Below are 19,612 nucleotides of genomic sequence, written 5' to 3' on the forward strand. Positions count from 1 at the left end.
TGGGTGGGTCGGTCGGTTCTCTCGGCGGATCTACCGGTTCCCGTGGCGAGTTGGCCGGTTCGTTGGACGGATCTACGGGTTCCTTGAGTGGGGCCCTTGGTTCGCAGGGCGGGTTCGTCGGCTCTGAGGGAGGATCTGCCGATTTCCTGGGTGGGTCGGTCGGTTCTCTCGGCGGATCTACCGGTTCCCGTGGCGAGTTGGCCGGTTCGTTGGACGGATCTACGGGTTCCTTGAGTGGGGCCGCCGGTTCGCAGGGCGGGTTCGTCGGCTCTGAAGGCGGACCTGCCGGTTCCCTGGGTGGGTCGGTTGGCTCTCTAGGGGGACATGCCGGTTTCCAGGGCGGTCCCGGCGGCTCTGAGGGCGGACCTGCCGGTTCCCTGGGCGGGGCGGCCGGTTCCATGGGCGGAGCCATCGGTTCCCAGGACGCACTCGGCAGTTTCCTCGGTGGATCTAGCGGTTCGCTGGGTGGGGCGGTCGGTTCTCAGGGTGGACGTGGCGGTTCCCCGGACGGGGGCGCCGGCGTCGATTCCCACGGGCGTTCCTCGGTGAGTTCCGGGGGCGGTTCCCGGGACGGGCTGCGTGAGGGATCGGCGGACGCGTCTTCCGGTGAGACCACGCCGTACGGGCCGGCGCCCCTGCCCGTGCGTGGTGCTCGGCAGGCGCGGGCGAATCCCTCCGACGCGGTGCCCGGTATCAGGCCCGAGGAACGGCGGACCGTCGCCGAGAACGCCGTCGCGCCGCCCACCCCGCGCGTCCCCGGCGCCGTACGCGGCACGATGGGCAAGCCCCAACTGCCCCGCCGCCGCGCCCAGGAGCACATCGTGCCCCAGCTGCGGGGCGGTCCGGCACCCCGGCAGGAGAGCGACACCCTCGTCGGCCACGACCCCGGACTGATGGCGGCCTTCCAGCGCGGTGTCGGCCTGGCCGAGGCCCAGCAGCACCTGGAGCAGGAGCCCGCCCGTACGGCCGTGCCGGACACGACCCACACGTCCGCCGACGAGCCGCGTGCGGCATCCGTGGCCCTGCCGTCCGCCCTGGACATACCGCACCCGGACCTACCGCGCCGGGACGCGGCCCGCAGAGCGGAGGCCCGCGTCCATGCGCCCGGATCCGACCTCACCGCCCGGCCCGACGGGAGCGCACCGGCCGGATGACCACCCCCGTTCACACCCCCACCCGCGCTCCCGCGGACCTTCGTACCCCAAGGAGTCGATCCACCATGGCGAGCGATGCGCCGACCGCCCAGGTATCCGACCTCGACTGGCTGATGAGCGGCCTCGTGCAGCGTGTACCGCACACCATCAGCGCGGTGCTCCTGTCCTGCGACGGACTCGTGAAGTCCGTCCACGGCCTGGACCCCGACAGCGCCGACCACATGGCCGCCCTGGCCTCCGGCCTCTACTCCCTCGGCCGCAGCGCGGGCGTCCGGTTCGGCGACGGCGGCGACGTCCGCCAGGTCGTCGTCGAACTCGACTCGACCCTGCTGTTCGTCACCACCGCCGGCTCCGGCACCTGCCTCGCCGTGCTCGCCGGCCGCGAGGCGGACGCGGCGGTGCTCGGCTACGAGATGGCGATGCTGGTCAAGAGCGTCCGCCCGTACCTCGTGACCGCTCCCCGACAGCACGGCGTCGAACCCCCGGCGATGAGGCCTTGAGCGTGCCGGCACTCGGCGACGGGCCCTGGCTCGACGACGCGGCCGGACGGCTCGTGCGCCCCTTCACGGTCAGCAACGGCCGCACCCGGCCCAGCATCGCGTTCGACCTGATGTCGCAGGTGATGGGCACCGGAGTCACCCCGCTCGGCTACCTCGGTCCCGAACACGCCCAGGCGCTCGACCTGTGCCGCGGGCCCGTCTCGGTCGCCGAGATCGCCGCCCAGCTCAAGCTGCCGGCGGTGGTCACCAAGGTGCTGCTCTCGGACCTCGTCGACTGCGGAGCGTTGACCGCCAAGCCCCCCGCGTTCCCACACAACCCCACCGACCGGGCCCTTCTGGAGGCAGTGCTCGATGGACTACGACGACAGCTCTGACCCGTTCCCGACCGCGCTCAAGATCCTTGTGGCGGGCGGGTTCGGCGTCGGCAAGACCACCCTCGTGGGCGCGGTGAGCGAGATCGCGCCGCTCAGCACGGAGGAGCTCCTCACCACGGTCAGTGCCGCCACGGACAGTCTCGACGGCATCGAGAACAAGGTCGAGACGACCGTGGCGATGGACTTCGGCCGCATCACGCTCGATCCGCAGCACGTCCTGTACCTGTTCGGCACGCCCGGACAGGAGCGGTTCTGGTTCATGTGGGACGAGCTGTCCGAGGGCGCGCTCGGCGCGGTCATCCTCGCCGACACCCGCCGCCTGGAGGACTGTTTCGCGGCCGTGGACTTCTTCGAGGAGCGCGGCCTCGGCTTCATCGTCGCGGTCAACGACTTCGACGGGGCCTACCGCTACGACACGGAGGAGGTGCGCGCCGCCATCGACCTGGACCCCGAGATCCCCGTCGTCCGGTGCGACGCCCGCATCTCCAGCTCCGGTGTGCAGACGCTGCTCACCCTCGTACGCCATCTCATCGCCCACGCCCCGGCGCCCGCGCCGAGCCACGGCGCCCACAGGTGATCTGCCCGCACACCGCCCACGGAGCCCGCACATGAGGTACGTCCACAGCCACGGAGCCCGGCCATGAGCTACGAGCCGCCGCGGCCGGCCAGGGGTCTGCTGCTCACCCCCGAGGACCGGGAGGCCCCCGCCCGCACCCACCGGCTGCGCCGGCTCGGCCTCGGGGAGCGTGCAGAGCCCGCCCTGGACGCCTTCGCGGACCGCCTCGCCCGGCTCACCGGCGCGCCGTACGCCATGGTCAACTTCATCGACGAGGAACGGCAGTTCTTCGCGGGCCTGCGGATCCCGACCATCGGGCCGGTGGTGAAGGCCGACGGCTCCCGGCCTCAGGTGGGCCGCTGCATGCCCCGCGACCACGGCTTCTGCCCCCATGTGGTGGTCCGGCGCAAGGCGCTGGTGCTGGAGGACGTGTGCGACTACCCGCGGTTCGCCGGCAATCCGGTCGTCGACGAGTACGGCATCCGCTCCTACCTCGGCGCCCCGCTCATCGACAGCACCGCGATGGTGCTCGGCACCGTCTGCGTCGCCGACGTCGAACCCCGCCCCTGGGGAAGAACCGGCCTGGACACCATCAAGTCCATGGCCGCGGACCTCGCCGTACGACTGGAACGAGGCGAGGACACCGGGATCCCGTGGTGAGACACCTGGGCGGGGTGGGACGATCGCGGCGTGCGGACTTCTGATCCCGCGTGGCCCCGTCGCCTCCTGATGGAGGCACTGACCGTGCTCGCGGCGCCCTCGTCGGTCCAGACGGCATGGCTGGAGAAGCACGGCGTCGCGCCGGACGAGATCGCCCTCGACTTCGACGACGGATTCCGCATGGCCGAGCACCTGGTGGAGCGGGGGCTTCTCGGCCCCGACGCGCTGCCCGACCTGCGCATGATCGATTCGGTCTTCGACGAGATGACCCGCGATCCGTCCCCGGGCCGGTGGGAGACGGCGGCTCTGATCAGCGACACGGGATGGAGCCGGGCCCGCGCGGCGGCTCGGCGGGTTCTCGTGCGCGAAGGAGCCGACGCGGCGGCGCTGCCGGACATTCGCGTGGTGCGCTAGCGGGTCCCGGTGGTCCGGGCGGGGTCCGTCGGTGTGGGCCGTGGTGGTGAATCGAGGAGCGTCGAGGTCCGGGGCGGGTGGGGGATCAGGGGGTGTGAAGGAAAGCTGAGGCGGTGGTTAAGAAAACCTCGATGGACCCCACCTCGTTCAGTACGGCAGATTGCAAGGGATTCCACCCCCTGTCCCCGGTGCGGGCGCCTTCGGCATGCCCGGAACCTGGACCTCACCCACAGGAGCCGTAGGTTGAAGGCGCTGGTCAAGGAGAAGGCCGAGCCCGGGCTCTGGCTCGCGGACGTCCCCGAGCCGGTCATCGGGGCCGGTGACGTACTGATCAAGGTCCTGCGCACCGGGATCTGCGGCACCGACCTGCACATCCGGTCCTGGGACGGCTGGGCCCAGCAGACCATCACCACCCCGCTGGTCCTCGGGCACGAGTTCGTCGGCGAGGTCGTCGAGGTCGGCCGGGACGTCTCCGACATCAAGCCGGGCGACCGGGTCAGCGGCGAGGGCCACCTGGTGTGCGGCAAGTGCCGCAACTGTCTGGCCGGGCGCCGCCACCTGTGCCGCGCCACCGTCGGGCTGGGGGTCGGCCGGGACGGCGCCTTCGCGGAGTACGTCGCGCTGCCCGCCACCAACGTGTGGGTGCACCGGGTCGATGTCGACCTCGACGTCGCCGCGATCTTCGACCCGTTCGGCAACGCCGTGCACACGGCGCTGTCCTTCCCGCTGGTCGGCGAGGACGTGCTGATCACCGGCGCCGGCCCGATCGGTCTGATGGCCGCCGCGGTGGCCCGCCACGCCGGCGCCCGCAACGTCGTGATCACCGACGTGAGCGAGGAGCGGCTGGCGCTGGCCCGCAAGATCGGCGCGAGCCTCGCCCTGAACGTTGCCGAGGGCACGATCGCCGACGGGCAGCGGGCGCTCGGGCTGCGCGAGGGCTTCGACATCGGCCTGGAGATGTCCGGCCGCGCCGAGGCCATGCGCGAGATGATCGCCAACATGACGCACGGCGGCCGTATCGCCATGCTCGGCCTGCCCGCGCAGGAGTTCCCCGTCGACTGGGCGCGGATCGTCACCTCGATGATCACCATCAAGGGCATCTACGGCCGTGAGATGTTCGAGACCTGGTACGCGATGTCGGTGCTGCTGGAGGCCGGCCTCGACCTCACCCCCGTGATCACCGGCCGGTACGACTACCGCGACTTCGAGGCGGCGTTCGCGGACGCGGCGAGCGGCAAGGGCGGCAAGGTCATCCTGGACTGGACCGCATAAGCCGCGGCAGGCACAACTCCCTTTCCGCGCCAGCACTTCTAGGAGCTTTTCGATGTTCGACTCCGTGCGCGACGACCTGCGCGCCACCCTCGACGAGATCCGCGCCGCCGGACTGCACAAGCCCGAGCGGGTCATCGACACCCCGCAGTCCGCGACCGTCACCGTCAGCGCCGGCGGCCGCCCCGGCGAGGTCCTCAATTTCTGCGCCAACAACTACCTGGGCCTGGCCGACCACCCCGAGGTCGTCGCCGCCGCCCACACGGCCCTCGACCGCTGGGGCTACGGCATGGCGTCCGTGCGCTTCATCTGCGGTACGCAGGAGGTGCACAAGGAGCTGGAGGCGCGGCTGTCCGGGTTCCTCGGCCAGGAGGACACGATCCTGTACTCCTCCTGCTTCGACGCCAACGGTGGCGTGTTCGAGACGCTGCTCGGCCCCGAGGACGCGGTGATCTCGGACGCCCTCAACCACGCCTCGATCATCGACGGCATCCGGCTGTCCAAGGCCCGCCGCTACCGCTACGCCAACCGCGACATGGCGGACCTGGAGCGGCAGCTGAAGGAGGCCTCCGAGGGTGGCGCCCGCCGCAAGCTGGTCGTCACCGACGGCGTCTTCTCCATGGACGGCTATGTGGCGCCCCTGCGCGAGATCTGCGACCTGGCCGACCGCTACGACGCGATGGTCATGGTCGACGACTCGCACGCCGTCGGCTTCGTCGGCCCGAGCGGCCGCGGCACCCCGGAGCTGCACGACGTCATGGACCGGGTCGACGTCATCACCGGCACCCTCGGCAAGGCGCTCGGCGGCGCCTCCGGCGGCTACGTCGCCGCCCGCGCCGAGATCGTCGCCCTGCTCCGGCAGCGCTCCCGCCCGTACCTCTTCTCCAACACCCTCGCCCCGGTGATCGCCGCCTCCTCGCTCAAGGTGCTCGACCTGCTGGAGTCGGCGGACGACCTGCGGGTGCGGCTCGCCGAGAACACCGCGCTGTTCCGCCGCCGGATGACCGAGGAGGGCTTCGAGATCCTCCCCGGCGACCACGCCATCGCGCCGGTCATGATCGGCGACGCGGCGCGGGCGGGCCGGCTGGCGGAGCTGCTGCTGGAGCGCGGCGTGTACGTGATCGGCTTCTCCTACCCGGTGGTGCCGCAGGGCCAGGCCCGTATCCGCGTCCAGCTGTCCGCCGCGCACTCGACGCAGGACGTGAACCGCGCCGTGGACGCCTTCGTCGCCGCACGGGCCGAACTCGACGCCTGAGCCGAAACGCAAGGGCGCGTTTGAGACAATCGGTCTCATGATCGAAGCGCGGCGGCTCCACATCCTCCGTGCGGTGGCCGACCACCGTACGGTGACGGCGGCTGCCGCCGCGCTCTATCTCACCCCGTCGGCCGTCTCCCAGCAGCTCGCGGCCCTGGAGCAGGAGACGGGCCACCGGCTGGTCGAGCGCAGCGCCAAGGGCGTACGGCTGACCCCGGCCGGTGAGATCCTGCTCGGCCACACCAACGCGGTCCTCGCCCAGCTGGAGCGGGCCGAGGCCGAGCTCGCCGCGTACGGCTCCGGCGCGGCCGGCACGGTCACGGTCGCCGCCTTCGCGACCGGCATCGCCCAGGTCGTCGCGCCCGCCGTGGCCCGGCTCGCCCGGTCGGCGCCCGGCATCCGCATGCGCGTCCAGGACGCCGAGGGCGACGCCAGCCTCCCCATGGTCCTGGACCGCCAGGTCGACGTCGCGGTCGCCGTCGAGTACCGCGGCGCCCCGTCGGCCGACGACCCGCGCCTGACCCACGTCCCGCTCTACGCCGAGCCGTTCGACGCGGTCGTCCCCGTCAGCCACCGTCTCGCCGACGCCGGCGAGGTCCCCCTCGCCGAGCTGGCCAAGGACACCTGGATCAGCCCCTACCCCGGCAACCCCTGCCACGACGTGGTCGTCCTGGCCTGCGAGAGCGCCGGATTCCAGCCCCGGCTCGAACACTCCTCGGACGACTTCCGCGCGGTCGTGGCCCTCGCCTCGGCCGACGCGGGCGTCGCCCTCGTCCCCCGCTCCGCGCTGCGCGGCATGGATCTGACCGGTGTGGTCGTCCGCCCCGTGGACGGCGTCGCCCCCACCCGCAGGGTCTTCGCGGCGGTACGGCGCGGAGCCGAGGAGCACCCCTTGATCCGGCCGGTGCTCGACGCGCTGGGCGAGGCGGCGCAGGCGTGAGCCTTCCGTAACACGGGCGTCTCATGTTCGGGATGGCGTCCCGGATATGAGACACCGAGGTGACGTCGGCGCACCGGACCCCGTGGATGCCCGGCTCGGCGCCCGCCTGACCGAGCTGCGGGCCGAACGCGGCTGGTCGCTGGGGGAGTTGGCGGAGCGCAGCGGGATCAGCAGGTCGACGCTGTCCCGGGCCGAGATCAGCCCCACGGCCGCGCTGCTCAACCGGCTCTGCGCGGTCCACGGACGGACCATGTCCCAACTGCTCAGCGAGGTCGAGGCGGAACCCGCCCCGCTGGTGCGGGCCGCCGAGCAGACGGTGTGGGAGGACCGGACCGCCGGGTTCGCACGACGTTCGGTGTCGCCGCCGCACGCCGGGCTGCGCGGCGAGCTCGTCGAGGGAACGGCTCGCGGCCGGCGCGGACCTCGCCCACGACCGGCCGCCCGTGCCCGGCCTGGAACAGCACCTGTGGGTCCTCGACGGGGCGCTCGACGTGACGGTGGGGCAGGCGGCGCACCACCTCGACGCCGGTGACTGTCTGCGGATGCGGGTGTGGGGGGCGACGCGCTTTTGCTCCACCGGGCCGGGAGAGGCGCGCTATGTGCTGGCGGTGGTGCGACCGTCGGGGTGAGCCGCTGGGACGCGGCCCAAGTGCACGGCGGAGCCGAGGAATTGGCCGAACTGCTTGTCGACACCGTGGCGGGCGGGGCGTCTGTCGGCTTCCTCGCGCCTCTCGACCGCGCCGAGGCCGCCGCCTGGTGGGAGGAACGGGCCGCCGCCGTGGCCGCCGGACAGCTCGCCGTATGGGTGGCGCGGGGCGAGGACGGGCGGGTGGCCGGAACGGTGAGCCTGGCCTTCCCCGACAAGCCCAACAGCCGGCACCGCGCCGAGCTGGTCAAGCTCATGGTTCACCGAAGCGGGCGCGGCCGGGGCCTCGGCCGCGGGCTCCTGGCCATCGCCGAGGAGGCCGCCGCCGCGGCCGGGATCACCCTGCTGCACCTGGACGCCGAGACCGGCAGCCCCGCCGAGAACCTGTACCGCTCGGCCGGCTGGACGAGGGTCGGCGGCATCTCGGACCACGCCGCGAGCCCGGCCGGGGTGCTGCGCCCGACCGCGCTCTACTACAAGCACTTGGGCACGGGCGCATGACCACGCTGACCAGGTGAGTGTCAGTGGGACGGGCTACGGTGCCTGTCATGCCGGATGCCGAAGACGTACGTCGTATCGCCCTGTCCCTGCCGGACACCACCGAGAAGGTGGCCTGGAACATGCCCACCTTCCGGGTGGCCGGGAAGATGTTCGCCACGCTACCCGAGGACGAGACCTCCATCGCGGTGCGCTGCCCCAAGGAGGAGCGCGACGAACTGGTGCTGGCCGAGCCGGACAAGTTCTGGATCGCCGATCACGAGGCCCAGTTCGCCTGGGTCCGGGCCCGGCTCGGCGCGCTGGAGGGCGAGGACGAGCTGCGCGACATCCTCGCCGACTCCTGGCGGCAGGCGGCCCCGCCCCGGCTCCTGGACGCCCACCCTGAGTTGGGGTTGCCGGGCGGGGCGTAAAACCCGTCGAGCACGGTCGGCGGCCGTGGCATGATCCGGCCGCGGAGGCGGCAGTGGGCGGGAGGAACGGGCGGGGATGACCGGGACGTCAGCACGGGGTGCTGCCGTGGCCGGCACCCGGACCGGCAGGCGCGGCGGTGGCCGGGCCCGCCCCGTGTGGTCGCGGAACTTCGCGCTGTTCTTCGTGGCGCGAGCCGTCGCCAGGCTCGGGGACAGCATGCTCACCGTGGCGCTCGCCGCCGGCTTGGTGCAGCACGGGTACGGCGCGGGCGCGGTCGGCCTCGCCATGGCCGCGAAGGCCGCCGCCTTCGCCGGGCTGGTCGTCCTCGGCGGGGTGTTCGCCGACCGGTTCGACACCCGCAGGCTGATGCTCGGCGCCGATCTGGTCCGGCTCGTCGTCCAGTCCCTCATGGCCGCACTCTTCTTCGCCGGGCACGTGGTCCTGTGGGAGATCTGTGTGATCGGCGTGGTCAACGGCGCGGCGGGCGCCCTCTTCCAGCCCGGCGTGGCGAGCACGGTGCCCCGCGTCGCCACCGACATCCAGGGCGCGAACGGCGCGATCCGCATCGCCGAGTCTGCCGCCCAGCTGGCGGGCCCCGCCGTCGCCGGCGTGCTGGTCGCCTTCGCCTCACCCGGCGGCGTGTTCGCGGCCGACGCCGCCACGTACGTGGTGAGCGCCCTGTGCCTGCTGCTGCTCCGCCTGCCCCCGGCGTCCGAGAGCAGCAGCGCGTCCGGGCCGGGTGCCAAGGCCTTCAAGGCCGATCTCGTCGAGGGCTGGCGGGAGTTCAGGGCGCGGACCTGGCTCTGGGGTGTCATCGCCGTCTGGTGCGTCTACATGATCGCCGTATGGGGGCCGACCGTCCCGCTGGTGGCCACGCAGGTGGTGCACCAGCACGGCCCCCGCGCGTACGGCCTGGTCAACTCCGCCCTCGGCGCGGGCACCGTGGTGGGCGGCCTGCTGGCCGTGCGGCTGCGGCCCCGCCGCATGCTGCGGGCGGGCGCGATCGCCCTGTTCGCCTTCGTCGGCTTCCCGGCGACCGTCGGCGCCGGTCTCGGCGTACCGGCCATGGCGGCCGGGGCCGCGGTCGCCGGGGCCGGGATGTCGTTCTGGGGCGTGATGTGGTCGACCAGCGTGCAGACCCAGGTCCCGGCCGACGTCCTCAACCGCATCCACGCCTACGACGTCGCCGGCTCCCTGGCGATGATGCCCGTCGGCCAGGCCCTCGCCGGCCCGGCGGCCGGCGCGCTGGGCGCGGACCACGTGCTGCTGGCCGCCGGCGTGGTGAGCCTCGTCGTGGCCGCCGCGCTGCTCGCCGTCCCCGCGATCCGCGACCTGGCCAGGGTCGACGCGCCCGCGCAGGGCCACTGAACGTCGCCCCGCGGGGAAAAGGGGGGCGCGACCACCGACCCGAGTGCGGTATTGTTTCCCTGCGCGTTTCGACCAGGGAAACCCCAGGTCAAACGGCATCGGGACGTGGCGCAGCTTGGTAGCGCACTTGACTGGGGGTCAAGGGGTCGCAGGTTCAAATCCTGTCGTCCCGACGGTGCGAAGGGTCTTCGCGGGCAATTGCCCGCGGGGCCCTTTTTCGCGTTCTTCGTGATCGGCGACCTCGGGACGATCCCCGGTCGCGGCACACCCGTGCGGGACCGGCCACTGGCCGAGAAAAACGCGTGGACCGAGCGCTCGCCGGCACGCGACACTGCAAGGCCTGACCTGCCTGTACGCGTACGTCGGTGCGAACCGACGCTCCAGGGACACGGGGTGGGAATGGGATCGCCTGAACCGCGCGGGACCGCGCCGCGCAGGGGCGCGGTGCTCCTCGCACTGCGTCATTACGGACGGGAGATGGCCCGGCAGCGGCGCATGGCGGTGCCCGCCATGCTGCTGCCCGCGCTGGGCAACATCGGCCTCAACTATCTGGCGCCGCTCTTCGTCGCCAAACTCGTCGGCCGCATCGCCGATGACCACGGCCACGGCCTCGGGCTCGGCGCGACGCTGCCGTACGTCCTCGCCTTCGCCGGGGTGCTGCTGTTCTCCGAGGCGCTGTGGCGCGTCGGTCTGCACTGCATGAACCGGCTCGACGCGCGGGGCATGGAGCACCTGTACGTCGTCGGCATGGACGAGCTGTTCGCCAAGGACGCCGCGTTCTTCCACGACAACTTCGCCGGCTCGCTGACCAAGCGGGTACTGAGCTTCGCCTCCCGCTTCGAGGAGTTCGTCGACACACTGATTTTCCAGGTCGTGGGCAGCCTGGCACCGCTGGTGTTCGGATCGGTGGTGCTGTGGGGCTACGAACCGCTGCTCGTCGTCGGGCTCCTGACGATGATCACGCTGACGGCGGTGTGCGCGGCGCCGCTGATCAGGCGCCGCCAGCAACTGGTCGCCCAGCGAGAGGAGGCGATCGCCCGGGTGTCCGGCCATGTCGCCGACGTCCTGATGAACATGGACACGGTCCAGGCGTTCGCCGCCGAACACCGCGAGGCCGCCGAACACCGCTCCCGCGTCGCGGAGTCCCGGCGCCTGACGCTGCGTTCCTGGGACTACGGCAACCTGCGCATCGACACGTTGGTCGCGCCGATGTCCGTGCTGACCGGCGCGCTGGGCCTGCTGCTCGCGGTCGCGCTGGTCGGCGGCGGGAACAGCGTGGAGGCGGTCGTGGTCGCCTTCACGTACTACACCAACGCGACCCGCATCATGTTCGAGTTCAACCAGATCTACCGCCGTCTGGAGAGCTCCATGACGGAGGCCGCGCAGTTCACCGAACTGCTGCTGACGCCGCCGACCGTGCTCGACGTGCCGTCACCGGAGCCGCTGCTCCCCGGGGCCGCCGACGTCCGCTTCGAGCGGGTGACCTTCGCCCACGCGGGCGCCGAACCACTCTTCGAGGGCCTGGACCTGGCCGTCCCCAGCGGGGCCAGGATCGGTCTCGTCGGCCGGTCGGGCGGCGGCAAGACCACGCTCACCCGGCTGGTGCTGCGGATGACCGACATCGACGGCGGCCGGATCCTGATCGGCGGTCAGGACATCAGCCGACTGCGCCAGGCCGACCTGCGCAGCCTGATCGCCTATGTGCCGCAGGACCCGGCGATGTTCCACCGCTCGCTGCGGGACAACATCGCGTTCGCCCGCCCGGACGCCACCGAGGCGGAGATCCGCCGCGCGGCCGAGGCGGCGCACGTCTCGGAGTTCGCCGACGCGCTGCCGGAGGGCTTCGACACGCTGGTGGGGGAGCGGGGCGTCAAGCTGTCCGGCGGACAGCGGCAGCGGGTCGCCCTGGCCCGGGCGATCCTGCGCGACGCGCCGATCCTGCTGCTCGACGAAGCGACCAGTGCCCTGGACTCGGAGAGCGAGGTCCTCGTCCAGCAGGCGCTGTGGCGGCTCATGGACGGGCGGACGGCGCTCGTGGTGGCGCACCGGCTGAGCACGGTCGCCGGCATGGACCGGCTCGTCGTCCTGGACCGCGGCCGCATCGTCGAGCAGGGCACGCACCAGGAACTGCTCTCCTCGGACGGCACCTACGCGAGGCTGTGGCAGCACCAGTCGGGCGGCTTCCTCGGCGACAGCCCGGCCCCGGCCGACCTGCATTGAACACACGGGCCCTCGTGCTCGGGCCGGCTAGGCCCGCCGATAGCGTGCGGTGACCTGCGTGAGATAGGCGCGGAGCATCGTCTTGGCCTCGTCGAGGAGCGCCGCGTCGCCCTCGGCGTCGCGGCGGAACGCCTCCTGGGCGAGGGCGTCGGCGGCGAGGAACGCGGCGTGGCAGGCCCGGCCGAGCGCCTCGTCGTCCTCGGCCAGGTCCAGGGCGAGCAGGAGGCGGCGCACCCCGTTGGCCATCCGGCGCTTGTGCTCGCGGTCCGCGGACCGGGCCCGCTCGGTCAGACCGCTGCCGAACCACAGCGCGCGGAAGCCGTGTTCGGTGCGGTACAGCGTGGCGAAGGCGTCGATCAGCGTCCCCACCGGGTCGTCCCGGTCCCGGGCCGCGGCGGTCCGTACGAAGTCGTCCATGACCGCTTCGAGCCGGGCGAAGTAGCCCGCCGCCAGGGCGTCGATGATCGCGTCCCGGTCCGGCAGGTACTGGTACAGCGAGCCCACCGACACCTTCGCCGCCGCCGCGACGCGCGTCGTGGTGAGCGCCTCGACGCCCTCGTCGACCAGGACGCGCTCCGCCGCCTCCAGGACCCGGGCGAGCCGGGCCCGGCTGCGCGCCTGCCGGGGTGTGCGGCGCAGCGGGACGGCTCCGGGCCGCTCCGGCTCCGTGGTCGGCTCGCCCACGTGTGGCCTCCGAAACTGAACGTGACATTGTTTCAGGTTTACGTTAGCGTCGCGTACATGACGGACTCAAGCTCCGCGCTGGGTCGGGAGAGGGCCGCCGTCGCGGACGCCTGCCGCCGTCTGGGGGCGGCGGGCCTGCTCATCGGCACGGCCGGCAACGTCAGTGTGCGCGTGGGGGACCGGGTCGCCGTCACGGCGACCGGAGCGGTGCTCGCCCAGCTGACCGCGGGTCAGGTGACCGTGGTCGACCTCGACGGAAACGTCGTCGGCGGGAGGCTGCGGCCGACCTCGGAACTGGACCTGCACCTGGGCGTCTACCGCCGCTACGGCACCGGCGCGGTCGTCCACACCCACGCCCCCATGGCCACCGCCCTGTCCTGTGTCCTCGACGAACTGCCTTGCATCCACTACCAGTTGCTCGCCCTCGGCGGCACCGTGCGGGTGGCCCCGTACGCCACCTTCGGCACCCCGGAGCTCGCCGAGTCCGTACTCACCGCCCTCGACGGCCGCGGCGCCGTCCTGATGGCCAATCACGGAGCGGTCACCCACGCGACGACGCTCGACCAGGCGGTCGAGCACGCCCTGCTGCTCGAATGGGCCTGCGGCGTCTACCAGCACGCGGCCGCGCTCGGTCGGCCCCGCGTCCTCGACGAACAGCGCCAACGCGCGGTGATCGAGGCCGCGCTCGCCCGTGACTACGGCACCACCCACCCCGTACCACCAGCTCAGGAGGAGAGCCGATGAAGGCCGTCACGTTGGGCGTGCACGTACTGGACGTGCTGGTACGGCCGGTGGAGGCCATACCCGAGGGCCAGGGCGCGACCCTGGTCGAGGACATCCGGATGACCGCCGCCGGGACGGCCGGCGGCACCGCGCTCACCCTCGCCAAACTGGGCGCCGCCGTGCGCAGCGCCGGGGCGATCGGCACCGACCCCACCGGCGACATGCTGGTCGCGCTGCTCGACCGGGCGGGCATCGACACCGCGTTGCTCGTCCGCCGCGCGGACACCCCCACCTCCGCCAGCGTCCTGCCCATCCGGCCGAGCGGCGAGCGGCCCTCGCTGCACCTGCTCGGCGCCAACATCACCTACGGCCCCGACGACGTGCCCTGGGACGCCATCGCCGAGGCCACGCATCTGCACCTGGGCGGCCCGGAGCTGATCGGCGTCGACGTTGCCGCGCGCATCCTGGCGCACGCCAAGGAGCACGGCGTGGTCACCTCGGTGGACCTCCTCGCGCCCGGCGTGCTCGGCGGCTTCGAGCAGATCGCGGCGGCCCTGCCGTACGTCGACCACTTCCTGCCCAACGACGACCAGGTGCTGGGCTTCAGCGGCGAGGACGACCTGGTGGCCGGCGCGAGGAAGTTCCTCGGCGCCGGCGCCGGACTCGTCGCGGTCACCCGCGGCGGCGACGGCGCGCTCCTGGTCAACGAGGAGGGCACCGAGACGGTCCCCGCCTTCGCCGTCGACGTCGTCGACACCACCGGCTGCGGCGACGCGTTCTCGGCCGGCTTCCTGCGCGGTGTCGCGCTCGGCCGCACCCCGCGCGAGTCCGCGGTCCTCGGCTGTGCCGCGGCCGCGCTGGTCGCGCGGGGGCTGGGCAGCGACCACGGGGACTTCGACCTCGCCGCCGCCGACGCCTTCGCCGCCACGCACGCGACCCGCGACTGAGCCCTCCGGTTCAGGCCACGTGGCCCATGTGCGCGAGCGCCTGCTTCAGCAGCACCCCGTGCCCGCCCGGCATCTCGCTCTGCACCGCGGCGGACACGGCCTCCTGCGGGCTGAACCACACGAGGTCCAGCGCGTCCTGCCGGGGCCGGCAGTCGCCGGTCACCGGGACGATGTAGGCGAGGGACACCGCGTGCTGGCGCGGGTCGTGGTACGGGGTGATGCCCGCGGTCGGGAAGTACTCGGCGACCGTGAAGGGCTGCAGCGAGGTCGGGATCCGGGGCAGGGCCACCGGGCCGAGGTCCTTCTCCAGGTGACGCATCAGTGCGTCGCGGATCCGCTCGTGGTGCAGGACACGGCCCGAGACCAGGGTCCGGTTGACCGTACCGTCCGGTCCGATGCGCAGCAGCAGGCCGATGCTGGTGACTTCGCCGCTGTCGTCGACGCGCACGGGCACGGCTTCGACGTAGAGGATCGGCATGCGGGCACGGGCCATCTCCAGCTCGTCCGGGGACAGCCAGCCGGGCGTGGTTTCGGTCATGTCAGACATTGCTTGATCATACTTTCCGGGTGGGGCGCGCGCTCAGTCGCGGGCGGGGTCGGATGAGGGAAGTCCGTAGAGGCGGCGGGCGTTGTCACGCCCCGTCCAGGCGGCGATCCGCAGGGCGTCGGGCAGGCTCAGTTCGTCGGCGTCCACCCGGTCCTGGAGCAGTGCGCCCAGCCCCTGCCGGAAGGACAGCGCGCCGAGGTGGTGGAACTCGGTCACACCGTAGGCGTCCGAGCTGTACAGGAGTTTGCGGAACGGGGTGATCTCCAGCGCCTCCTCCAGGATCGCCCGGGACCGGGCCGGGCCGGTGAAGTGCAGGGCCAGACCCACGTCCAGGTACACCTGCTCGAACACGGCCGCCAGGTAGGAGGCCTGGCGCTGGAAGGGCCAGCAGTGCAGCAGGAGGACGGGGACGGTGCCGCGCGTCAGGTGCAGCCAGTCCGTCAGGAGGGCGGGGTCGGCCCGGTGCAGCCGGATGTCGTCGTCGCCGAAGCCCGTGTGCAACTGGAGCGGGAGCCCGAGATCGACGGCGGTCCACAGCAGGTGCCGTACCAGCACCGGGTCGGCCAGCCGGCCGCCCGCCGCCGACCAGCGCCCGACGGCCTCGGTCACCTCGGCGTCCGTGGGCCGCGCCGGGTCCAGGGCGAAGCCGGTGCGGTAGGCGGCCACCGACTTGACCGCGACCACGCCCGGCCGCCGTACGGCCTCCTCGGCGGCCGCGCGGAACACGCGCGCGTACTCGCCCGCCTCGACGCCCCGCGCCGCCACCGCCTCGGCGACGCCCTCCAGCCGGACGACCTCGTACGTCGTGGCGCCCGCCGCCTCGGCCAGCTGGGCCGCGGTGGTGACGGGGTGCGGGGCGTACCCGGTGTCCACGCAGTACACCTCGGTCCCAGCGGCCTCCAGGAACCGCCGGTTGACCTCCCGCCAGCCCAGCTCGGCGCGCCGGGCCGTGTAGTCGGCGGCGGGGGCGTGCCGGGGCAGGTCCAGCAGGGGAGCGCAGTGCCGGCGTACGGCCACTCCGACGGGACTGTCGAAGGGGGAGATCCCGGGCCACGCCGCGCCCTCGGTGAGCAGCGACTCGAACGCGGCGGGACCGAGGTCGGCCGTGACCGCGCCGTGGCAGTGGTGGTCGACGAGCGGCAGCCCGGCGAGGGCCTCCTGGACCGGCCCCACCGTCAGTACTTCCAGCGGTAGGCCGCCGCCACCCGCGCGTCGTCCAGACCGTCCACGGCCGCGGCCTCCCCGAGGCGTACGGCGGTCACCGCGTCGGCGAGGACCGGGCCCAGCGCCGAACGCAGGACCTCGTCCCGGCGGAACTCCTCGACCGCCTCCGGCAGCGAGGCCGGCAGCCGCCGCACGCCCCGCGCGGCCGCCTCCTTCTCGCCGAGCCGGGCCGGGTCCCCGGTGATCTCCTCGGGCAGCGTCGCGCCGGACGTCACCCCGTCGAGCCCGGCGGCGATCACGCAGCCGAGGGCGAGGTACGGGTTGGCGGCCAGGTCGACCGGCTTGACCTCCAGGTTCGCGTACCGCTCCTGGCGGCCCGCCGTGCCGGTGACCACCCGCAGGGCGGCCTCGCGCGTCTCCCGGCCCCACGCGGTGAACACCCCCGCCCACTGCGACGGTTTGAGCCGCAGATAGCTGGCCGGGCTCGGCGCGGTCAGGGCGGTCAGCGCGGGCAGGTGCGCGAGCACCCCGGCCGCGAACGACTCGGCCTCGGCCGTCATGCCGTACCGGCGCATCCCACCGGTGTGCAGGTTCGCCCCGTCGCGCCGGCAGGAGAGGTGGAGGTGGCCGCCGTTGCCGACGCCCTCGGCGAGCACCGCCGGGGCGAAGGAGGCCCGCAGGCCGTGCCGTTGGGACACCGCGCGGACGGTCTGCCGCACCAGCACGCTCCGGTCGGCCGCCGCCACCGGGTCCAGCGCGCCCACCGAGAGCTCGAACTGCCCCGGCGCGTACTCGGGGTGGATCTGGTCGACGTCCACGCCCTGGGCCGCGCAGGCCGCGAGGAGGTCGGCGGTGTAGTCGCTCAGCTCGATCTGCCGGGTGGCGCCGTAGGCCGGGCCGGACACCGCCGGGACGAACTCCCCGTCGGGCGCCGAGGCGAGCCCGACGGCCCACTCGATCTCGACGGCCGCGAGAAAGGTCAGACCGTGCCGTTCCTCGGCGTCGGCGACGGTCCGGCGCAGGAAGGTGCGGCCGCACCCGGGGTGCCGCTCGCCCTCCTGGGTGATCCGGTCGACGGGGGCCCAGGCCCAGCCGGGCTGCCCGGCCAGCTCCACCAGCCGGTCCAGCGCCGGGTACAGGCGCAGGTCGCCGTCCGGCGAGCCGAGGACGTCGGTCGTGACGATCGAGTCGTCGGCCAGGAACGTGTCGAAGACGGGCGACATCCCCACGCCCCAGGCCGCCGCGGTGGGCAGCCGTGCCGTCGGGATCGCCTTCACCCGGCCGATGCCCGCGGTGTCGACGTAGGCCAGCACGATCCCGCGCACCCCCCGCCCGCCCAGCTCCGCGGCGAGCGCGGTGGCCCGCGGAACGTCGCCGGGTCGCCCACCGGGCACGGGGTCGGCAAGGGTGGTCATGCGTCCTCCTCGACGGGCTCGCCGTACGTGCTCGGGGTCAGGGTTTCACGGCCACCGCGCCGAACTGCGGTACCACGGCGGGGCTGTCGGCCCCTGCGCGCCAGTGCGAGCACGGCACCAGGCCGGGCTCCAGCAGGTCGAGCCCCTCGAAGAAGGCGGCGATCTCGGCGCGGCCGCGGGCGGTGATGGGCGGGGTGGCGTGCTCGTTCCAGTAGCGCATCGCCTCGACGTTGCCCTCGCCGCCCAGGTCCGCGTCGAAGGTGGGGTGCGTGACGGCGAGGAAGCTGCCCGACGGGACCGCCGCCATGATCCGGCGCACCACCTCGCGCGCATGGTCGGTGTCCAGCACGAAGTTGAGGATGCCCAGCATCATGACCCCGACGGGCCGGCCGAGGTCGAGGGTCTCGGCGGCGCGCCGGACGATGGTGTCCGGGTCGTGCGCGTCGGCGTCCACGTAGGCGGTGGCCCCCTCGGGGGAGCTGGTCAGCAGCGTACGGGCGTACATCAGGACGACGGGGTCGTTGTCGACGTACACGATCCGTGCGTCGGGCGCGATCCGCTGGGCGATCTCGTGCGTGTTGTCCACGGTCGGCAGGCCGGTGCCGATGTCCAGAAACTGCCGCACGCCGCGCTCGGCCGCCAGGTACCGCACCACCCGGCCCAGGAAGTCCCGGTCCGTGCGGGCCACGTCCCGTATCACCGGGAACATGGCGGCTACCTCCTCGCCGACCCGCTGGTCGGCGACGTAGTTGTCCCGGCCGCCGATCCAGTAGTTCCAGACCCGCGCGTTGTGCGCCACGGACGTGGTCGGCCCCGCCGGTCCGCCCTTGCTCACGTCGCTGCCCTTCCCCCCTGGTGCGGCTGTTGGCCGACATTGTGCCCTCCGGTGATCGGCGTGTCCCGGGAATCGGCACAGCGGTCGGTTCCGGAGCCGGGCGCCCCATGAGGAACACTGGTTCGAGTACGCCCGCCCCGACCGGAAGCAGCACATGTCCGTCTCCCCAGCTCCCCTCCGCACCGGCGCCGACCCGTCGGCCGGCCCCGCCGACATCCGGCTCGTCGTCACCGACATGGACGGCACGCTCCTGGACGACGCGAAGCGGCTCCCGGCCGGGCTGTGGCCCGTGCTCGCCGAACTGCGGCGGCGCGGAGTGCTGTTCAGCCCGGCGAGCGGCCGCCAGTACGCGACGCTGGTCCGGGAGTTCGCCGAGGTGGCCGAGGGCATGGTGTTCATCGCGGAGAACGGCACGTACGTGGTGCGCGACGGGGTCGAGCTGAGCTCCGACCCGCTGGACGCGGAGGTCGCCGCCGGGGTCGCGCTGGCGGTACGGCGGCTGGCGGCGGACGGGGTGGACGCGGGCGCCGTCGTCTGCGGCAAGCGGTCCGCCTATGTGGAGCGGAGCGACGAGGCGTTCCTGGCGGAGGTCCGCAAGTACTACGTCGAGCACCGGATCGTCGAGGACGTCACCGCCCTGGACGACGAGGTCATCAAGGTGGCCGTGTTCGACTTCGGCCCGGCCGAGCGGACCACCGCGCCCGCCCTGGCGGCCTTCTCCGCCACCCACCGGGTCGTCGTCTCCGGCGAGCACTGGGTCGACGTGATGAACCGCACCGCCGACAAGGGCGCCGCCCTGCGCGGCCTGCAGCGCGAGCTCGGCATCACGCCCGCCCAGACCATGGTGTTCGGCGACTACCTCAACGACCTGGAGATGCTCGACGCCGCCGAGTGGTCCTTCGCCATGGCCAACGCCCACCCGGAGGTCATCGCCCGGGCCCGCCACCTCGCCCCGTCCAACAACGACAACGGGGTACTGAGCACCATCACCCGGGTCCTGGGGATACCGGAACTCTGAGAACCCTGAGCGGC

At 73.0% G+C, this 19,612-nt stretch carries 21 protein-coding genes, 1 tRNA gene and 1 pseudogene; 18 read left to right on the forward strand and 5 right to left on the reverse strand.

The window, feature by feature from the left end:
• The first annotated feature begins 683 nt into the window (after nt 1–683).
• The 15 genes and pseudogenes from ACWGKT_RS15240 to ACWGKT_RS15310 all read left to right on the forward strand — a co-directional run bounded on the left by ACWGKT_RS15240 (nt 684) and on the right by ACWGKT_RS15310 (nt 12,265).
• Nucleotides 684–1,154: a hypothetical protein gene (locus ACWGKT_RS15240; RefSeq protein WP_453273953.1), complete on the forward strand. Its 471-nt coding sequence runs from the start codon at nt 684–686 to the stop codon at nt 1,152–1,154.
• 65 nt (nt 1,155–1,219) lie between these two features.
• The gene (locus tag ACWGKT_RS15245; RefSeq protein WP_453273954.1) at nt 1,220–1,654 is read left to right on the forward strand and encodes a roadblock/LC7 domain-containing protein; all 435 of its coding nucleotides are present in this window, start codon (nt 1,220–1,222) and stop codon (nt 1,652–1,654) included.
• A 2-nt stretch (nt 1,655–1,656) separates the two neighbouring features.
• Complete coding sequence (locus ACWGKT_RS15250) at nt 1,657–2,028, forward strand: DUF742 domain-containing protein (protein WP_453274027.1); 372 nt, start codon at nt 1,657–1,659, stop codon at nt 2,026–2,028.
• The gene (locus ACWGKT_RS15255) at nt 2,006–2,605 is read left to right on the forward strand and encodes a GTP-binding protein (RefSeq protein ID WP_235459241.1); all 600 of its coding nucleotides are present in this window, start codon (nt 2,006–2,008) and stop codon (nt 2,603–2,605) included. Before ACWGKT_RS15250 ends, ACWGKT_RS15255 begins: the two co-directional genes overlap by 23 nt.
• A 63-nt stretch (nt 2,606–2,668) precedes the next feature.
• Nucleotides 2,669–3,244: a GAF domain-containing protein gene (locus tag ACWGKT_RS15260; RefSeq protein ID WP_453273955.1), complete on the forward strand. Its 576-nt coding sequence runs from the start codon at nt 2,669–2,671 to the stop codon at nt 3,242–3,244.
• Nucleotides 3,245–3,274: 30 nt separating this feature from the next.
• Nucleotides 3,275–3,658 (forward strand): hypothetical protein, encoded by a 384-nt coding sequence (locus ACWGKT_RS15265; RefSeq protein ID WP_453273956.1) that lies wholly within the window; start codon nt 3,275–3,277, stop codon nt 3,656–3,658.
• A 243-nt stretch (nt 3,659–3,901) separates the two neighbouring features.
• Nucleotides 3,902–4,930 (forward strand): L-threonine 3-dehydrogenase, encoded by a 1,029-nt coding sequence (tdh, locus tag ACWGKT_RS15270; RefSeq protein ID WP_453273957.1) that lies wholly within the window; start codon nt 3,902–3,904, stop codon nt 4,928–4,930.
• Between the two features lie 52 nt (nt 4,931–4,982).
• Nucleotides 4,983–6,182: a glycine C-acetyltransferase gene (locus ACWGKT_RS15275; protein ID WP_453273958.1), complete on the forward strand. Its 1,200-nt coding sequence runs from the start codon at nt 4,983–4,985 to the stop codon at nt 6,180–6,182.
• A gap of 37 nt (nt 6,183–6,219) precedes the next feature.
• On the forward strand, nt 6,220–7,122 hold the full coding sequence (locus ACWGKT_RS15280) for a LysR family transcriptional regulator (RefSeq protein WP_235459246.1): 903 nt from the start codon (nt 6,220–6,222) through the stop codon (nt 7,120–7,122).
• A 46-nt stretch (nt 7,123–7,168) separates the two neighbouring features.
• Nucleotides 7,169–7,751 (forward strand): annotated as a pseudogene (locus tag ACWGKT_RS15285) (helix-turn-helix domain-containing protein).
• Nucleotides 7,748–8,269 (forward strand): GNAT family N-acetyltransferase, encoded by a 522-nt coding sequence (locus ACWGKT_RS15290; protein ID WP_453273959.1) that lies wholly within the window; start codon nt 7,748–7,750, stop codon nt 8,267–8,269. Before ACWGKT_RS15285 ends, ACWGKT_RS15290 begins: the two are co-directional and overlap by 4 nt.
• A 47-nt stretch (nt 8,270–8,316) precedes the next feature.
• A complete protein-coding gene (locus tag ACWGKT_RS15295; RefSeq protein WP_356157712.1) occupies nt 8,317–8,676 on the forward strand; it encodes an MmcQ/YjbR family DNA-binding protein in 360 nt (119 codons plus the stop codon).
• A 76-nt stretch (nt 8,677–8,752) separates the two neighbouring features.
• The gene (locus tag ACWGKT_RS15300) at nt 8,753–10,045 is read left to right on the forward strand and encodes an MFS transporter (protein WP_453273960.1); all 1,293 of its coding nucleotides are present in this window, start codon (nt 8,753–8,755) and stop codon (nt 10,043–10,045) included.
• A 99-nt stretch (nt 10,046–10,144) separates the two neighbouring features.
• A tRNA-Pro gene (locus ACWGKT_RS15305) sits at nt 10,145–10,218 on the forward strand.
• Nucleotides 10,219–10,522: 304 nt separating this feature from the next.
• Nucleotides 10,523–12,265: an ABC transporter ATP-binding protein gene (locus ACWGKT_RS15310; protein WP_453273961.1), complete on the forward strand. Its 1,743-nt coding sequence runs from the start codon at nt 10,523–10,525 to the stop codon at nt 12,263–12,265.
• 27 nt (nt 12,266–12,292) lie between these two features.
• On the opposite strand, the gene ACWGKT_RS15315 is transcribed toward ACWGKT_RS15310, so the two are convergent.
• Entirely contained in the window at nt 12,293–12,949 is a 657-nt protein-coding gene (locus ACWGKT_RS15315) for a TetR family transcriptional regulator (RefSeq protein WP_453273962.1), read from the reverse strand.
• Between the two features lie 57 nt (nt 12,950–13,006).
• Between ACWGKT_RS15315 and ACWGKT_RS15320 the strand changes: the two genes are divergently transcribed.
• Both ACWGKT_RS15320 and ACWGKT_RS15325 read left to right on the forward strand, forming a co-directional pair.
• Complete coding sequence (locus ACWGKT_RS15320; RefSeq protein ID WP_453273963.1) at nt 13,007–13,693, forward strand: class II aldolase/adducin family protein; 687 nt, start codon at nt 13,007–13,009, stop codon at nt 13,691–13,693.
• Nucleotides 13,690–14,619 (forward strand): carbohydrate kinase family protein, encoded by a 930-nt coding sequence (locus tag ACWGKT_RS15325; RefSeq protein ID WP_453273964.1) that lies wholly within the window; start codon nt 13,690–13,692, stop codon nt 14,617–14,619. Before ACWGKT_RS15320 ends, ACWGKT_RS15325 begins: the two co-directional genes overlap by 4 nt.
• Before the next feature lie 10 nt (nt 14,620–14,629).
• Here ACWGKT_RS15325 and ACWGKT_RS15330 read toward each other — a convergent pair whose 3' ends face one another.
• Genes ACWGKT_RS15330 through ACWGKT_RS15345 form a run of 4 tightly spaced genes read right to left on the reverse strand, consistent with a single transcriptional unit; the run spans nt 14,630 to nt 18,580 of the window.
• Nucleotides 14,630–15,157, reverse strand: a complete 528-nt coding sequence (locus ACWGKT_RS15330; protein ID WP_356157752.1) for an NUDIX hydrolase family protein — start codon at nt 15,155–15,157, stop codon at nt 14,630–14,632.
• 42 nt (nt 15,158–15,199) lie between these two features.
• Nucleotides 15,200–16,339: an amidohydrolase family protein gene (locus ACWGKT_RS15335; RefSeq protein WP_453273965.1), complete on the reverse strand. Its 1,140-nt coding sequence runs from the start codon at nt 16,337–16,339 to the stop codon at nt 15,200–15,202.
• Nucleotides 16,340–16,341: 2 nt separating this feature from the next.
• On the reverse strand, nt 16,342–17,745 hold the full coding sequence (locus tag ACWGKT_RS15340) for a glutamine synthetase (protein WP_453273966.1): 1,404 nt from the start codon (nt 17,743–17,745) through the stop codon (nt 16,342–16,344).
• A gap of 37 nt (nt 17,746–17,782) precedes the next feature.
• Nucleotides 17,783–18,580 (reverse strand): SAM-dependent methyltransferase, encoded by a 798-nt coding sequence (locus ACWGKT_RS15345; RefSeq protein WP_356157735.1) that lies wholly within the window; start codon nt 18,578–18,580, stop codon nt 17,783–17,785.
• A 154-nt stretch (nt 18,581–18,734) separates the two neighbouring features.
• Here ACWGKT_RS15345 and ACWGKT_RS15350 point away from each other — a divergent pair, with 154 nt between their 5' ends.
• The gene (locus ACWGKT_RS15350; RefSeq protein WP_453273967.1) at nt 18,735–19,598 is read left to right on the forward strand and encodes a Cof-type HAD-IIB family hydrolase; all 864 of its coding nucleotides are present in this window, start codon (nt 18,735–18,737) and stop codon (nt 19,596–19,598) included.
• Nucleotides 19,599–19,612 lie beyond the last annotated feature (14 nt).

This window comes from Streptomyces sp. NPDC054794 (assembly GCF_053611585.1).

Coding starts and splice junctions, on each gene's coding strand:
- ACWGKT_RS15245 (WP_453273954.1), top strand. CDS start 1,220: ATGGCGAGCGATGCGCCGACCGCCCAGGTATCCGACCTCGACTGGCTG.
- ACWGKT_RS15255 (WP_235459241.1), top strand. CDS start 2,006: ATGGACTACGACGACAGCTCTGACCCGTTCCCGACCGCGCTCAAGATC.
- ACWGKT_RS15260 (WP_453273955.1), top strand. CDS start 2,669: ATGAGCTACGAGCCGCCGCGGCCGGCCAGGGGTCTGCTGCTCACCCCC.
- ACWGKT_RS15275 (WP_453273958.1), top strand. CDS start 4,983: ATGTTCGACTCCGTGCGCGACGACCTGCGCGCCACCCTCGACGAGATC.
- ACWGKT_RS15280 (WP_235459246.1), top strand. CDS start 6,220: ATGATCGAAGCGCGGCGGCTCCACATCCTCCGTGCGGTGGCCGACCAC.
- ACWGKT_RS15295 (WP_356157712.1), top strand. CDS start 8,317: ATGCCGGATGCCGAAGACGTACGTCGTATCGCCCTGTCCCTGCCGGAC.
- ACWGKT_RS15300 (WP_453273960.1), top strand. CDS start 8,753: ATGACCGGGACGTCAGCACGGGGTGCTGCCGTGGCCGGCACCCGGACC.
- ACWGKT_RS15310 (WP_453273961.1), top strand. CDS start 10,523: ATGGCCCGGCAGCGGCGCATGGCGGTGCCCGCCATGCTGCTGCCCGCG.
- ACWGKT_RS15320 (WP_453273963.1), top strand. CDS start 13,007: ATGACGGACTCAAGCTCCGCGCTGGGTCGGGAGAGGGCCGCCGTCGCG.
- ACWGKT_RS15325 (WP_453273964.1), top strand. CDS start 13,690: ATGAAGGCCGTCACGTTGGGCGTGCACGTACTGGACGTGCTGGTACGG.
- ACWGKT_RS15330 (WP_356157752.1), bottom strand. CDS start 15,157: ATGACCGAAACCACGCCCGGCTGGCTGTCCCCGGACGAGCTGGAGATG.
- ACWGKT_RS15340 (WP_453273966.1), bottom strand. CDS start 17,745: ATGACCACCCTTGCCGACCCCGTGCCCGGTGGGCGACCCGGCGACGTT.
- ACWGKT_RS15350 (WP_453273967.1), top strand. CDS start 18,735: ATGTCCGTCTCCCCAGCTCCCCTCCGCACCGGCGCCGACCCGTCGGCC.